The organism is Mesorhizobium sp. B1-1-6 (genome assembly GCF_006443035.1).
In the GTDB taxonomy this organism is placed as follows: domain Bacteria; phylum Pseudomonadota; class Alphaproteobacteria; order Rhizobiales; family Rhizobiaceae; genus Mesorhizobium.
Genome location: NZ_VFWR01000013.1, coordinates 175945 through 189973, shown reverse-complemented (window position 1 = coordinate 189973; position 14029 = coordinate 175945). Strand labels below are relative to the sequence as shown.

Sequence of the window (14029 nt, the reverse complement as noted above, 5' to 3'; positions counted from 1 at the left end):
GAATAACGATTGGAGTACCTTCTGATGCCGACGCCTCTCGTTGTCTCCGATCTCGCCAAGAGCTTCACCATGCATCTGCGCGACGGCATCAAACTGCCTGTCGTCGCCGGTGTCTCCTTCTCGATCCGCGCCGGTGAATGCACCGTGCTCGGCGGCCCGTCCGGGGCCGGCAAGAGCTCGATCCTGAAGATGCTCTACGGCAATTACGCCGTCGACGAAGGCCAGATCATCGTCACGCACGAAGACGGGCTGATCGACCTTGCCAGCGCCAGCCCGCGCACCGTGCTTGCCGTGCGCCGCCAGACCATCGGCTATGTCAGCCAGTTCCTGCGCACCGTGCCCCGCGTATCGGCGCTCGACGTCGTCGCTGAGCCGCTCGTAGAGCGCGGTGAGGATCGCGAAGCAGCAAGAAGCAAGGCGCGCGCCCTGCTGGCGCAGCTTAACCTGCCGGAAAAACTCTGGGCATTGCCGCCGGCGACCTTCTCCGGCGGCGAGCAGCAGCGCGTCAACATCGCGCGTGGCTTCATCACCGGGCACCCGATCCTGCTGCTCGACGAGCCGACCGCTTCGCTCGACGCAAGGAACCGCGATGTGGTGATCGAACTCATCGCCGCCAAGAAGGCGGCAGGCGTCGCCCTGCTCGGCATCTTCCACGACCATGATGTGCGCGAAGCGGTGGCCGACCGCATCATCGACGTCACCGCCTTCGCCCCGGGAAAGCTCGCCGCATGAGCAGGAAATTGTCGGAGACGCCGCTGGTCCACCCGACGGCGGACGTGGAGAATTCGACGCTTGGCCGGTGGACCGAAATCGCCGACCGCTGTCGGGTTTCGGAAAGCGAACTCGGCGACTATTCCTACATGATGCAGGACTGCGCCGTCTGGTGTGCGACGATCGGCAAATTCTCCAACATCGCGGCAAGCGTGCGCATCAACGCCACCAACCACCCGACCCGGCGGCCGACGCTGCACCATTTCACCTACCGCGCATCGGACTATTGGGACGATGCCGAACACGAGAGCGAATTTTTCGCTGAGCGCCGCGCCAGGCGCGTCACAATCGGCCACGACACATGGCTTGGCCATGGCTCGACAGTCCTGCCCGGCATCACCGTCGGCTCCGGCGCCGCCGTCGGCGCCGGAGCGGTGGTATCGAAGGATGTCGCTCCCTACACCATCGTCGCCGGCGTGCCGGCAAAGCCGATCCGCGAGCGCTTCGACCGCCGCACCGCCGAGCGCTACCAGGCGCTTGCCTGGTGGGATTGGGACCATGCGAGGCTGCGCGCCGCACTCGACGATTTCCGTCAGCTCGAGGCCGAAGCTTTCCTGGAAAAATACGGTGGATGACGGTGGTGAATGGAATAGGGCTGCTCACTATTCGCATCCCTTACACAGAGTTCGGGCAGGGGGCTGTCTTCTCGAGCCGCCTGCCTTCCGCAGCTTCAGGGACATGGAAGCACTTCGAGGAACTGATTGGTCCTGGCCTGATCGCGCACGACACGGCTGTGGGTGGTAACAAAACTGACATCAATCCGACACCGCAGGTTCATGGCGCTGCGCTAGCGAGGGTCAACAGGACCTTCAACCGCGACTGGACGGGAACGCACCATGTCAGCCACGCTCGAAATCCGCGGCGTCACCCGACGATTTGGCAAGAACACCGCCGTTAACGATGTCAGCATCTCGATCCCGCAGGGTCAGATGGTCGGCGTCATCGGCCGTTCCGGCGCCGGCAAGTCGACCCTTCTGCGTATGATCAACCGCCTCATCGATCCCAGCCATGGATCGATTTTCTTCGACGGAGCCGAGGTCTCGCAATTGCGCGGTTCGCCGCTCAGGCGCTGGCAGCGCGACTGCGCCATGATCTTCCAGCAATTCAACCTTGTGCCGCGCCTCGACGTGCTGACCAATGTGCTGCTCGGCCGGCTGAACCATCGTCCGACCCTGTCGAACCTTTTCGGCATGTTCTCGCGAACCGAATGTGCGCAGGCGGTCGCGGCCCTCGAGCGGCTCGACATCGCCCGTACCGCGCTGCAGCCCGCCGGCACCTTGTCGGGCGGCCAGCAGCAGCGTGTCGCCATTGCCCGCGCCATGATGCAGCAGCCCCGGGTGATCCTGGCCGACGAACCGATCGCTTCGCTCGACCCGCTCAATGCCAAGGTGGTGATGGATTCGCTGCAGGACATCAATTTGCGCGAGGGCATCACCGTGGTCACCAACCTGCACACGCTGGACACCGCCCGCACCTATTGCAACCGCATCATCGGCATGGCCGCGGGCAAGGTCGTGTTCGACGGGCCGCCGGAGGAGCTTAACCGCGAGGCCGTCCGTCTCGTCTATGGCGCCGACAGCAATGGCGGCGAGATATCCGAGGCCATCACCTCGACCAGCGTTGCCTTCAAGCAAAAGATCGCCGCATCCGCCGGACCGCTCGAACCCGCATTCCCGGGTTACTGAGAGCGACCTGGATCGCCAGCCCGCGTCAGGGCACCCGTCAAAATCACCAACGCCGCCGGCGCGGGGCCGGAACCTACAGGAGAGAAATCAGATGTTCAGGAAAATGGTTTTCAGCGCCGTTTCGGTGCTTGCAATGGCCACCGGCGCGGCGCATGCCGCCGATATGAAGGAATTCCGCGTCGGCATCCTCGGCGGCGAGAACGAAACCGACCGGCTGCGCAACTACCAGTGCCTGGCCGATCACCTGAAGGCTGAATTCGGCTTCGAGAAGGTCTCGCTGTTCCCGGCCGCCGACTATGACGGCGTCATCCAGGGCCTGCTCGGCGGCACGCTCGACTTTGCCGAACTCGGCGCTTCCGGCTATGCCAGCGTCGTCCTCAAGGATCCCAAGGCGGTAACCCCGATCCTCACCACCCAGCAGACCGACGGCGCGACCGGCTACTATTCGATCGGCCTGGCGCTGAAGTCCTCCGGCATCACCGACATCAAGTCGGCCAAGGGCAAGAAGCTCGGTTACGCCGATCCGGATTCGACCTCCGGCTACCTGATCCCGCTGACGCAGATTCCGAAGGACACGGGCGCGTCGAACGAGACCTTCTTCGCCTCGACCCAGTTCAATGGCGGCCATGAGAACAATGTGCTCGCCGTGCGAGACGGCAAGGTCGACGTGGCCGTGGACGATTCCTCCGGCATCGGCGACTTCAAGGACGGCTACACCTCCGGCACCTTCCACAAGGAAGTCGCCAAGGGCGCCGTCGACCCCAACGACTTCGTCGAGGTCTGGCGCTCGGGCCTGATCCCGAACGGTCCGCTGGTCGTGCGCACGGCGCTCGGCGACGAGATGACGGCCAAGCTGGCGGCCTTCTTCACCGACCTGCCCAAGAAGGACAAGGCCTGCTTCGAAGGCGTCGAAGGCGGTGATTTTACCGGCTACGTTCCGGTGAAGGCGGATTTCTATAACGTCATCGTCGAAGCCCGTAAGGCAGCCATCGGCGGCTAAAGGCAGAAGTCAGGAAGGGCGGCGTCGAGAAAACGCCGCCCTTCTTGCATCTCCGACCATGACCCTTTCCCTGACAGCTCCTTCCGGCGCCACGCACCAGATGGCCGACGCCTGGCGTCGCCAGACCTCCTTGCGCCGGCTCTACACCGCCATCGGCGTCGGCCTGCTGTTGGTCGCACTCGGCGGCACCATGTGGTTCGCCGACGATGCCAATGCCGGACACTTCTTCGACCGGCTTCCGCACATACTGGATTTCCTGAGCTGGCTCGTTCCCAAGGACTGGAACGATGTCTGGCGGGCGCTGTTCGACATCGCCTCCCCGCATGACACCGGCACGCAGGAATTCAACTTCCCGCTCGGCCGCGCCTATGTCTGGGGCGGCTTCTACATCCCCGAATATTTCGAGCTGATGCTGACCACGCTTAACGTGGCGCTGGTCTCGACATCAATTGGTTTCGTCTTCGCCGTGCCGTTCTCCTTCATCGCGGCGCGCAACCTGACGCCGCATCCGCTGCTGCGGCTTGTCGTCAAGCGCTTCATGGAACTGCTGCGGGCTTTTCCCGAGATCGTCATCGCCGGCCTGTTCGCGGCCATCGTTTCGATAGGTCCGATCGCCGCCATCATCGCCATCGGTCTGCATTCGATCGGCGCGTTGGGCAAGCTGTTCTATGAGATCAACGAGAACATCGACATGCGCGCCGAGGAAGGCCTGCGGGCCGTCGGCGCCAACTGGTTCGAACGGGTACGCTTTGCCGGCCTGCCGCAGGTGCTGCCCAATTTCATGTCCTATACGCTGCTCAGGATCGAGATCAACGTGCGCATCTCCACCATCATGGGCGCGGTCGGCGGCGGCGGCATCGGCGAGGAGCTGAAGCTGTCGATCTCGCGCGGCTTCGGCGCCAAGACGATAGCCTTGGTGCTGCTCCTGTTCACGACCATCTTCATCGTCGACCAGTTCTCCGCCTGGCTGCGCCGCAAGCTGGTCGGCGAACAGACCTTTGTGATGAGCGCTTGATCATGACCGCCGCCGAAATTCAGTCGATCGAGGAACGCTTCCCGCAAGTGTTCCGCCGGCCGTTCCACAAGCGTTTCGGGCCGCTGCTGCTGCTTGGCGGCATCTTGCTCTACCTGCTCTACGCGCTGTGGTTCTTCAATCTGCCGCAAGTGCTGCGGGAATCGCATTGGGAGCGGCTGCCGCTGTTCCTGACCCAGTGGATCAGTTACGACGTGCAGCCGATCTTCCGCCTCGACGAGCCGCAGATAACGGCCAAATACCCCCGCTTTTCTGTACTCGGCCCCAATCCCCACCCGGATTGGGTCAAGACCAACGCCGACGGTTCGGTGACGGTCCTCATCGACGGCACGGCGAAGTCGGTCACCTTCGACAAGGCACGAGCAACGATCGTCGCCGCTGGGACGAGCGTGGCGGTGGCGCTGGACAGCGGCAAGCCGCTGGTCTCGGGACCTGTTCCCGACTGGGTCACCGTGCATGAGGATGAGGTCGTCGCCGACATGGGCTTCGCCGGCGAGGTCCGCGTCGCCCCCGATCGCGTCAGGATCCGCAAGCGCTTTCTCGGCTGGGCGAACTTCGTCTTCGACACACGCTCGCCCTTCTTCGGAAAATCCGCCGGCGAGGTGGTGTCACTGATCACGTCGGGCCCCGAGCTGAAAGCGGGCACCTCCAATCTGGCGCTCGCCGGCAACAACATCTGGAACAATGCGCAGTGGCAGCATGGCGATGTCTGGACAAAGCTGTTGCAGACCATCGTCATGGCCTTTCTCGGCACCGCGCTCGGCGGCATCGTCGCCTTCCCGCTCGCCTTCTTCGCCGCCCGCAACATCACCCCCAACCGGCTGGTAAACCAGCTGCTCAAGCGCTTCTTCGACTTCATGCGCTCCATCGATATGCTGATCTGGGCACTGTTCTTCACGCGCGCCTTCGGACCGGGTCCGCTGGCCGGCAGCGCCGCGATCTTCTTCACCGAGATCGGCACGCTCGGCAAAACCTATTCCGAGGCGCTGGAGAACATCGATGACAAGCCGCGCGAAGGTGTTGTGTCGACAGGCGCCAACCGTCTTCTGGTGCAGCGCTACGGCGTACTGCCGGAAGTGGTGCCGGTGTTCATCAGCCAGACGCTCTATCAGTGGGAATCCAACACCAGGGGCGCAACCATTATCGGCGCCGTCGGCGCCGGCGGCATCGGCTTGAAACTGTGGGAAGCGATGCGCACCAATTCGAACTGGGCCAACGTCTTCTACATGGTGCTGCTGACGCTGGTTGTGGTTTTCATCTTCGACAACATTTCCAATTTCCTGCGCCGCAGGCTGAGCCGGACGATTCACGACTACAACAGGTTGCAGGCCGAGCAGGGCTAACCTTGTGACGCATAAGCGCGGGCATCGTATGGTGCCGCGCCAAGGGTCGACCCCCACTCCGTCGAGCTGCGCTCGACACCTCTCCCCCGATCGACGGGGGAGAGGAAAGCGCCAGGGCGTCCTGGCCGATCCTAGGCGGAGGCTTCTTTCTATCCCGAGCCACCGGGGCCCTTTCCTCTCCCTCCGGAGGGGGGAGAGGTGGCTCGGCGAAGCCGAGACGGAGTGGGGGAACCACCTGGAAACCGCCGCGAACGCAACTGGAAAATGGGCCAGGCGCAATCAACGCCTCGCCTTGCGCCAAGGGTCGCCGACGCAGGTCTTGTCGCGTCACTATCGCCCGACCAAGGCACCTAGGCGGCCTTCTTCCACCCGTTCTTGATATGCTTATATCCATCCCGATAAACCGCTTCCGGGCTCTCGGAAAAATCGCGCCACACCTTGGTCGCCGCCGCGAGATCCTTCAGCGAACGTCCAAACGCCTCGATCGTCAGCCAGTCGTCGTAGCCGCTCTTGCGGATGGCCGAGAATGTTTCCTTCCAGGGGATGTTGCCGCGCCCCGGCACGCCGCGATCGTTCTCCGATATATGGATATGCACGACATTCCTGCGATGCTTCGTATAGGCGCCGATCGGGTCGGCCTCCTCGATATTGGCGTGGAAGGTGTCGTACATCGCCTTGATGTGCGGCCGGTCGATGGCGTCGATATGCTCCGACAGGTCGGCCATCGTGTTGAGGAGGTAGCATTCGAAGCGGTTGAGCGCCTCGAGCCCGATGGTGACGTTCCTCTTGCCGGCATGATCGCCTATGGCGCGCTGCGAGGTGACGGAGCGTTTCTTCTCGGCCGCGGTCGGGCCGGATCCGGAAAAGGCGCCGAGCGTCGAATGCAAGGGGCCGCTCAGCGTTCTGGCCCCGAGGGCGTCTGCGCAATCGATCGCCCATTTCATGTAGTCGACACCGGCCTTGCGCGTTGCCGCATCGGCCGAGATCAGGTTCATCGCCGGATCGCCCATCGCTGAAACGGCGGTCCGTTCAAGCCCTATGCGATCGAGCAGCTCGCCCAATTTCCTGTAGTCGTCCGGCATGCCGGCAAAGATCGGTATCTCGACGCCGTCGAAGCCGGTGGCCTTGATGTCGCGAAGCAATGGCTCGTGCTTCTTCGATACGGCCGTCGTCCACAAGAACATGCACATGCCGATTTTCATCGACGCCCCTCCCCCAAATGATCCCCCCGCGAGATCAAATTTAAAGTTTCGTCCACACTCCATTCTTTTTCGACGATTTCACGCAGGCCTCGATGAAGGCCATGCCCTCGACGCCGTCCTGAATGGTCGGGAACACGACGTCCTTGGCAGGTTTGCCGCCCTTGCGCCGCGCGGCGCGGATGGCGCGTGCGGCCTCCTGGTAGATGTTGGCGAAGCCTTCGAGATAGCCTTCGGGATGGCCGGAGGGAACGCGGCTGACACGGCCCGCCACCGGCAGCGCGCCGGCGCCGTTGCGGGTGATCAGCTGCTTGGGCTGGCCGAACGGCGTATACCAGAGATAGTTCGGATCGGCCTGCACCCATTCCAGCCCGCCCTTCGAACCATAGATGCGCAGCTTCAGCCCGTTCTCATGGCCGGGCGCCACCTGGCTTGCCCAGATCATGCCTTTTGCCGCATGCGTCTTGCCGACCGGCTTGAAGCGCAGCATCACGTTGACATTGTCGTCGAGCTGCCGTCCCGGCACGAAGGCGTCGAGATCGGCCGACAGCGTGTCGAGTTCCAGCCCGGAGACAAAGCGGGCAAGATTGTAGGCATGCGTGCCGATGTCGCCGAGCGCGCCGCCGGCACCGGCCTGCTTGGGGTCGGAACGCCACGCCGCCTGTTTTTGACCGGTGGCGGCAAGGTCCTCCGTCAGCCAGTCCTGCGGATATTCCGACTGCACGATGCGGATGTCGCCGAGCACGCCCTTGGCCACCATCTCGCGCGCCTGGCGGATCATCGGATAGGCGGTGTAATTGTGGGTCAGCACGAACACCTTGCCGGTCTTCTCGACGATCGCCGCGAGCTTCTTTGCCTCGGCCAGCGTCGTCGCCAGCGGCTTGTCGCAGATGACATGGATGCCGGCTTCAAGAAACGCCCTGGCCGCCGGCACATGCACATTGTTCGGAGTGACGATGGCCACCGCCTCGATGCCATCCGGGCGCTTTGCCTCGGCCTTGGCCATCTCGGCATAGGACGCGTAGCTGCGCGAAGGGTCGAGCCCGAGCTCGGCGGCAGAGGCCTTGGCGCGCGCCGGATCGGACGACAGCGCGCCGGCGACCAGCACGAACTCATTGTCCATGCGCGCCGCGATCCGGTGCACCGCGCCGATGAAAGCGCCTTGCCCGCCACCGACCATGCCATAGCGGATCGGGCCGCCTCCCGTTTCCGACTTCGATGCACCGACCATGTCGTCTCCCTCGTGTCTGAGATACCTCCCCCTCGAGGGAGAGGGAAAACCCGCGCTAGATTCCCATCATGGCGCGCAGCACCTTCTTATCCGTGGCACCGCCGGCGAAATCGTCGAACGCCTTCTCCGTCACCCGGATAATGTGGTGCTGGATGAAGGGCGCGCCTTCGGCCGCGCCATCTTCCGGATGCTTCAGGCAGCACTCCCACTCCAGCACCGCCCAGGAATCATAATTGTACTGCGTCAGCTTGGAGAAGATGCCGCCGAAATCCACTTGTCCGTCGCCCAGCGAGCGGAAGCGGCCGGCGCGGTTCGTCCAGCTCTGGTAGCCGGAATAAACGCCTTGCCGCCCGGTCGGATTGAACTCGGCGTCCTTGACGTGGAAGGCCTTGATGCGCTCGTGGTAGATGTCGATGAATTCGAGATAGTCGAGCTGCTGCAACAGGAAGTGCGACGGATCGTAATTGATGTTGCAGCGCTTGTGGCCGCCGACCGCGTCGAGGAACATCTCGAACGTCGCCCCGTCGAACACATCCTCGCCGGGATGGATTTCGTAGCCGACGTCGACGCCATTGTCCTCGTAGACATCGAGGATCGGCTTCCAGCGCTTGCCTAGTTCTGCGAACGCCTCTTCGATCAATCCGGCCGGCCGCTGTGGCCAGGGATAGAGGTAGGGGAAAGCCAGCGCGCCGCTGAAGCTCACCGAGACGTCGAGCCCGAGATTGCGCGACGCCTTGGCCCCGAACTGCATCTGTTCGACCGCCCATTGTTGCCGCGCTTTGGGGTTGTTGTGCACCGAAGCCGGCGCAAAGCCGTCGAACTGCGCGTCATAGGCCGGATGCACCGCCACCAATTGCCCCTGCAGATGCGTCGATAGTTCGGTGATCTCAACGCCGGCGTCGGCACAGATGCCCTTCACCTCGTCGCAATAGGCCTTGGAAGACGCAGCCTTTTGGAGGTCGAACAAGCGCGCGTCCCAGGTCGGGATCTGCACGCCCTTATAGCCGAGGCCGGCCGCCCATTTTGTGATCGATGCAAGCGAATTGAACGGCGCTGCATCGCCCGCGAACTGCGCCAGGAACAGTCCAGGGCCCTTCATCGTCCTCGGCATCGGCATCCTCCCTCATTGTTGTCGCGCCCGAGCATAGCGCCGATTGAAGACAGAGCCAGCCACTTTGGTCTGTTCTCAACGGTCACTTGCGTGCATTGTCATTCTGGTATTACCAAACGTGGCGATTTGGTCAAGCCTTGCCACTCACATTCAGAGCCCTCCACCGTGCCACGGGAGGGCAGCATAGTCCAATATAATCAATGGAGTAATCCAGACATCAAGTTGCCATCGCACAGTTCTTGCCGCGCGTGGGAAATTGCTGTAGACCTCGTCTTGGGCCCAATTGGTCGAACCAGTTTGCGAGAAATGCTGGAACGCCTTGGGGAGGAACCGTCCGTCACATCCGGTGACGGCATGTTGCAGGCGAACCATTAGGGACGATCCGGGAAGGACAGACCATGCATCTTTCGACGCACAACTGGATGCGCGCGGAACCGTTGGAGACGACGCTCAAGCGCATCAAGAAATTCGGCTATGAGTCGATCGAGATTTCCGGCGAGCCCGACCAGTACAAGACCAAGGAGACGCGCGCGCTCCTGAAGGAGCACGGCATACGCTGCTGGGGCGCCGTGACCTTGATGCTGGGCGAACGCAACCTTGCCGCCCGGGACCAGGGCCAGCGCGAGCGCTCCGTGCAATACGTCAAGGACGTGTTGACCATGGTCAGCGAACTCGACGGCGAGATCATCACGCTGGTTCCCGCGACCGTCGGCAAGGTCGTGCCGGACGGCACCGAGGAAGAGGAATGGAAGTGGGTGGTCGATGCCACCAGGGAGTGCTTCACCCACGCCAAGAAGGTCGGCGTCAAGATCGCGGTCGAGCCACTCAACCGTTTCGAGACCTACCTGTTCAATCGCGGCGCCCAGGCCTTGGCGCTGGCCGACGCGGTCAGCCCGGAATGTGGCGTCTGCCTGGACGCCTACCACATCCATATGGAGGAATTTAACGTTTACGACGCGATCCGTAAGGTCGGAAAGCGCCTGTTCGACTTCCATGTCGCCGACAACAACCGCTTCGCCGCAGGCCTCGGCCAGATCGACTGGCCGAAGATCGTGGCGACCTTGCGGGAGGTCGGCTATGACGGGGCGCTGACTAACGAGTTCGTCGCGCCTGTCGACCGCACACCGGCCGCGCCCTACCCCGACATGGTCGAACGCCACCCGGTCGACATCTCGCCCGAGCAGCTCAAATTCATCCAGGATCACGGCTCCAGCGTGCTGACGGAAAAGTTCTACACCGACCAGATGCGGATCACTGCCGAAACGCTGCTGCCGCTGATCAAGTAGCCGATCCGATTGGGAATGAGCCCTCCCGCCATCCGGCGGCAGGGCCGGGGAAGACCATGCGCATCAAAAGCGTCCAGGCCTGGTGGATTCGCATACCGATCGAGGCGGCCAAGCAGCACCGCAGCGATTTCGGTCAGGTGACGACCTTCGACGCCGCCATCCTGCGCATCGAAACCGATGACGGGCTGGTCGGCTGGGGCGAAGGCAAGAACGCCGCCGGCAGCGCCGGCAGCTATGGTGCGCTCGTCCATATGCTGAACCGCGAGGTCGGGCCGCAGCTCGTCGGCCGCGATCCGGCCGATATCGGCATCATCTGGGAAATGCTCTACAACGGCGTGCGCCACGACAGCGCGGCGCGCGCCGGCCATGCCATGCCGCAGCTGGCGCGGCGCGGCATGAGCGTGGCCGCCATCAGCGCCGTCGACATCGCGCTCTGGGACATACTGGGCAAATCGCTCGGGCAGCCGGTCTGGCGGCTGATCGGTGGGCGCAAGCTCGATCGCATGCCAGCCTACGCCTCGGGTGGCTGGGCGTCCGCCGACGCGATCGGCGACCAGCTCAAATCCTATGTCGCCAAGGGCGGCTTCAAGGCGCTGAAGATGCGCATCGGCGCCATGGATGGCGCCGCGCATGTGTCGGCCGCTCGCGTTCGCGCCGCCCGTGAGGCGCTCGGCCCCGACGTCGAGTTGATGGTCGACGCCCATGGCACCTATACGGTGGCGGAGGCCAAGCGTTTCATCCATCTCGCCGGCGATCTCGACCTTGCCTGGTTCGAGGAGCCGGTGATCGCCGACGACAAGTCCGGCCTTGCCGAAGTCCGTGCCTCCGGCGCCATACCGATCGCCACCGGGGAAAGCGATGCGACCCGCTATGCCTTCCGCGACCTCGCCGTGCTCAAGGCCGCCGACATCTTCCAGCCCGATCCCGCCTTCTGCGGCGGCATCAGCGAGGCCATGAAGATCGGAACCATCGCCAGCGCCTTCAACCTGCGCTTTGCGCCGCATCTATGGGCCGGCGCGCCCTGCTTCTTCGCCGGGCTGCATGTCTGCGCCGCCTCGCCGTCGAGCTTCACCGTCGAATATTCGCTCGGTGCCAATCCGATGATCCACGACCTTGTCGAAGAGACTGTCGAAGCCAGGGACGGTATGATAGCGATCCCCGAAAAACCCGGATTGGGATTCACCATTTCGGAGCGATTCCTGGAGGCGCACGCGCAACGCAATTGACGATGAAAGAAAACAACCTTCTCGCGGAGCTTGCCGCCTATCTGTTCTCCCATTCCGACAAGGAGACGGGCCGAACCCCGTCGGAACGCGAACTGGCGGAGCATTTCGGCGTCAGCCGCGGCCAGATCCGCGAAGCGCTGGCCATTCTCGAGGCCATGCGCATCGTCGAGCGCAGGGCCAAGTCCGGCATCTATATCGATACCAAGCAGGCCAGCGTCGAGGCGCTGGCGCTGTTCGCGCGCGCCGGCCTGCCGCTCGATCCCTTGCAGATCTACGAGACGGTCGAATTGCGCAAGATCCATGAGATCAAGGCGGCCGAACTTGCATGCTCGCGTGCCACCGAGGAGAATTTCGAACGGCTGCGCGAGATCCTGAAGGCCTCGGAAGAACGCATCGCGGCAGGCGAAGGCCTCGCCAAGGAGGACCGCGAATTCCATCTCGAGATCGTGCGCGCCACCAAGAATGGCGTCTTCCACAACATCTGCAGCGTTTACTATTTGATGGGCGAGCAGCGCCTACCGATCTACTTCAACGATCCGGAGCGCAGCGTGCGCTCGCATGCCGAACACATCCAGATATACGAGGCGCTGCTGCGGCGCGACGGCAATCTCGCCCAGGCGCTGATGAGCGCCCACCTGCAGGGCGCGGAAAGCTACTGGAAGGGGCTGATCGAAGGCCTCGGGGCGGCGCCGCAAAACCCGACGCTCGAACAGGCCTGACGGGGATGACGCGCATCCTGTCGACGCACAGACTGCATCCGCGCGCCGCGGCCATGCTGGCGGGGGCGGGTGAGCTTGTCGTCGCCTCGGCCATCGATCCGGGCACGCTGGCCGCCGAGGCGAGGAATGCCGACATCGTCATTGTGCGCGCGCCCCTGCCGCCCCTGCTGTTCGATGGTGCCACCAGGTTGCGGGCAGCGATCCGCCATGGCGCCGGGCTCGACATGATCCCGATGGAAGCAGCGACCGCGGCAGGTGTGCTGGTCGCCAACGTGCCGGCGGTCAACGCACGCTCGGTGGCCGAGCATGTGATGTTTGCAGCCCTCGCCCTGCTTCGGCAGTTTCGTGTCGTCGACCGCGACCTGCGCGCCAAGGGCTGGCTTGCCGGTCGCGAGCACGCCAATTCCAACATCGAGCTCGCCGGCAAGACGATCGGCATCGTCGGTCTCGGCGCCGTCGGACAGGCCGTTGGCCATATCGCCGCGCATGGGTTCGACCTGAAAGTGGTCGCAACGACCCGCAGCATGCAGCCGGCGCCGGACAAGGTCGGCTTCCTGTCGATCGACGCGCTGGTCGAGCAGAGCGACATCATCGTCCTGTGCTGTCCGCTGACGCCGGAAACGCGCGGCCTGATCAGCCGCGAACGCATATCGCGCATGAAACCCAACGCGCTGTTGATCAACGTGTCGCGCGGGCCCGTCGTCGATGACGACGCGCTGATCGAGGCCTTGCGGGAGCGCCGCATCGGCGGTGCCGCGCTCGACGTGTTCTCGACGCAGCCGCTGCCACCGGATCATCCCTATTTCAGCTTCGACGACGTCGTCATCACCCCGCACATGGCCGGCATCACCGAGGAATCGATGATGCGCATGGGCGTTGGCGCGGCCGGCGAGGCCCTGCTGGTCCTGGCAGGCAAATTGCCGGTCAATCTGCGCAACCCGGAAGTGGTCGGGCATTATCGGCGACGGTTTCCCGCCGACAGCTAGACCATCGCCGTTTCGCCCCAATTCTTCGCGACGCTGGAGCCATGTCCGTTCTCCGCCTCGCATTCCTGTGCCTTGCCACCACTTCAGCGGGCCTGCTGCCCTCGCTCGCCGCGGCCGAAAGCAGCTATGTCTATTGCGACAACGGGCTGCGCTGCTTCAAGGCTCCCTGCCCATCGAACAGCGTGCTCGACCTCGCCACCGGCAAGATCATCAAAGGCGTGTCGATCGACACCGGCGGATTGCCGACGAAGGACAAGGCGATGGTCGAGGCCTCGGATGCGCTCTCTGCCGGCAAGATTGTCGTCAGGGGATCGATCGAGCGACGCACCCAGACCATCACCGGCAAGCAATACAGCCTGCCGTGGCTGATCGCGACGGCCGTCGAGCGCGCCGCCAAGGACAGCGAACGCAAGCACTGCTCTTCACACTGACATTCGGT

At 63.6% G+C, this 14029-nt stretch carries 14 protein-coding genes; 11 read left to right on the top strand and 3 right to left on the bottom strand.

Annotation, left to right across the window (positions count from 1 at the left end):
- The first annotated feature begins 24 nt into the window (after window positions 1-24).
- The 6 genes from phnL to phnE (FJ979_RS24850) all read left to right on the top strand — a co-directional run bounded on the left by phnL (window position 25) and on the right by phnE (FJ979_RS24850) (window position 5832).
- On the top strand, window positions 25-732 hold the full coding sequence (gene phnL, locus FJ979_RS24875; RefSeq protein WP_140584114.1) for a phosphonate C-P lyase system protein PhnL: 708 nt from the start codon (window positions 25-27) through the stop codon (window positions 730-732).
- Window positions 729-1346, top strand: coding sequence for a DapH/DapD/GlmU-related protein (locus FJ979_RS24870; RefSeq protein WP_140584112.1), 618 nt, complete (start codon window positions 729-731; stop codon window positions 1344-1346). Before phnL ends, FJ979_RS24870 begins: the two co-directional genes overlap by 4 nt.
- Before the next feature lie 261 nt (window positions 1347-1607).
- Window positions 1608-2456 carry a phosphonate ABC transporter ATP-binding protein gene (phnC, locus tag FJ979_RS24865; RefSeq protein ID WP_140500368.1) on the top strand — a complete coding sequence of 283 codons (849 nt, stop codon included), beginning with the start codon at window positions 1608-1610 and terminating at the stop codon, window positions 2454-2456.
- A 91-nt stretch (window positions 2457-2547) separates the two neighbouring features.
- Window positions 2548-3456 (top strand): phosphonate ABC transporter substrate-binding protein, encoded by a 909-nt coding sequence (gene phnD, locus FJ979_RS24860; RefSeq protein WP_140500369.1) that lies wholly within the window; start codon window positions 2548-2550, stop codon window positions 3454-3456.
- A gap of 58 nt (window positions 3457-3514) precedes the next feature.
- Window positions 3515-4471: a phosphonate ABC transporter, permease protein PhnE gene (gene phnE / locus FJ979_RS24855; RefSeq protein ID WP_140522576.1), complete on the top strand. Its 957-nt coding sequence runs from the start codon at window positions 3515-3517 to the stop codon at window positions 4469-4471.
- Window positions 4472-4473: 2 nt separating this feature from the next.
- Window positions 4474-5832, top strand: a complete 1359-nt coding sequence (gene phnE, locus FJ979_RS24850) for a phosphonate ABC transporter, permease protein PhnE (protein ID WP_140513797.1) — start codon at window positions 4474-4476, stop codon at window positions 5830-5832.
- 350 nt (window positions 5833-6182) lie between these two features.
- On the opposite strand, the gene FJ979_RS24845 is transcribed toward phnE (FJ979_RS24850), so the two are convergent.
- The 3 genes from FJ979_RS24845 to FJ979_RS24835 are packed head-to-tail and all read right to left on the bottom strand — an operon-like array spanning window position 6183 to window position 9373.
- On the bottom strand, window positions 6183-7034 hold the full coding sequence (locus tag FJ979_RS24845) for a sugar phosphate isomerase/epimerase (protein WP_140513798.1): 852 nt from the start codon (window positions 7032-7034) through the stop codon (window positions 6183-6185).
- A gap of 40 nt (window positions 7035-7074) precedes the next feature.
- Entirely contained in the window at window positions 7075-8262 is a 1188-nt protein-coding gene (locus tag FJ979_RS24840) for a Gfo/Idh/MocA family oxidoreductase (RefSeq protein ID WP_140522578.1), read from the bottom strand.
- A gap of 55 nt (window positions 8263-8317) precedes the next feature.
- Complete coding sequence (locus FJ979_RS24835) at window positions 8318-9373, bottom strand: sugar phosphate isomerase/epimerase (RefSeq protein WP_140522580.1); 1056 nt, start codon at window positions 9371-9373, stop codon at window positions 8318-8320.
- 398 nt (window positions 9374-9771) lie between these two features.
- On the opposite strand from FJ979_RS24835, the gene FJ979_RS24830 reads away from it, so the two are divergent.
- The 5 genes from FJ979_RS24830 to FJ979_RS24810 are packed head-to-tail and all read left to right on the top strand — an operon-like array spanning window position 9772 to window position 14021.
- Window positions 9772-10659, top strand: coding sequence for a sugar phosphate isomerase/epimerase (locus tag FJ979_RS24830; protein WP_140513800.1), 888 nt, complete (start codon window positions 9772-9774; stop codon window positions 10657-10659).
- Window positions 10660-10715: 56 nt separating this feature from the next.
- Complete coding sequence (locus FJ979_RS24825) at window positions 10716-11885, top strand: mandelate racemase/muconate lactonizing enzyme family protein (RefSeq protein WP_140584110.1); 1170 nt, start codon at window positions 10716-10718, stop codon at window positions 11883-11885.
- Window positions 11886-11887: 2 nt separating this feature from the next.
- Window positions 11888-12604, top strand: coding sequence for a FadR/GntR family transcriptional regulator (locus FJ979_RS24820; RefSeq protein WP_140513801.1), 717 nt, complete (start codon window positions 11888-11890; stop codon window positions 12602-12604).
- 5 nt (window positions 12605-12609) lie between these two features.
- Window positions 12610-13590, top strand: coding sequence for a hydroxyacid dehydrogenase (locus FJ979_RS24815; protein WP_140584109.1), 981 nt, complete (start codon window positions 12610-12612; stop codon window positions 13588-13590).
- Window positions 13591-13631: 41 nt separating this feature from the next.
- Window positions 13632-14021, top strand: a complete 390-nt coding sequence (locus FJ979_RS24810) for a hypothetical protein (RefSeq protein ID WP_140500387.1) — start codon at window positions 13632-13634, stop codon at window positions 14019-14021.
- Window positions 14022-14029 lie beyond the last annotated feature (8 nt).

Bases quoted from the DNA above. Each gene is read 5' to 3' on its own strand.
- FJ979_RS24825 (WP_140584110.1), top strand. From the start codon at position 10,716: ATGCGCATCAAAAGCGTCCAGGCCTGGTGGATTCGCATACCGATCGAG.
- phnD (WP_140500369.1), top strand. From the start codon at position 2,548: ATGTTCAGGAAAATGGTTTTCAGCGCCGTTTCGGTGCTTGCAATGGCC.
- FJ979_RS24840 (WP_140522578.1), bottom strand. From the start codon at position 8,262: ATGGTCGGTGCATCGAAGTCGGAAACGGGAGGCGGCCCGATCCGCTAT.
- phnE (WP_140513797.1), top strand. From the start codon at position 4,474: ATGACCGCCGCCGAAATTCAGTCGATCGAGGAACGCTTCCCGCAAGTG.
- phnE (WP_140522576.1), top strand. From the start codon at position 3,515: ATGACCCTTTCCCTGACAGCTCCTTCCGGCGCCACGCACCAGATGGCC.
- phnL (WP_140584114.1), top strand. From the start codon at position 25: ATGCCGACGCCTCTCGTTGTCTCCGATCTCGCCAAGAGCTTCACCATG.
- FJ979_RS24820 (WP_140513801.1), top strand. From the start codon at position 11,888: ATGAAAGAAAACAACCTTCTCGCGGAGCTTGCCGCCTATCTGTTCTCC.
- FJ979_RS24810 (WP_140500387.1), top strand. From the start codon at position 13,632: ATGTCCGTTCTCCGCCTCGCATTCCTGTGCCTTGCCACCACTTCAGCG.
- FJ979_RS24835 (WP_140522580.1), bottom strand. From the start codon at position 9,373: ATGCCGAGGACGATGAAGGGCCCTGGACTGTTCCTGGCGCAGTTCGCG.
- FJ979_RS24870 (WP_140584112.1), top strand. From the start codon at position 729: ATGAGCAGGAAATTGTCGGAGACGCCGCTGGTCCACCCGACGGCGGAC.
- phnC (WP_140500368.1), top strand. From the start codon at position 1,608: ATGTCAGCCACGCTCGAAATCCGCGGCGTCACCCGACGATTTGGCAAG.
- FJ979_RS24830 (WP_140513800.1), top strand. From the start codon at position 9,772: ATGCATCTTTCGACGCACAACTGGATGCGCGCGGAACCGTTGGAGACG.
- FJ979_RS24845 (WP_140513798.1), bottom strand. From the start codon at position 7,034: ATGAAAATCGGCATGTGCATGTTCTTGTGGACGACGGCCGTATCGAAG.
- FJ979_RS24815 (WP_140584109.1), top strand. From the start codon at position 12,610: ATGACGCGCATCCTGTCGACGCACAGACTGCATCCGCGCGCCGCGGCC.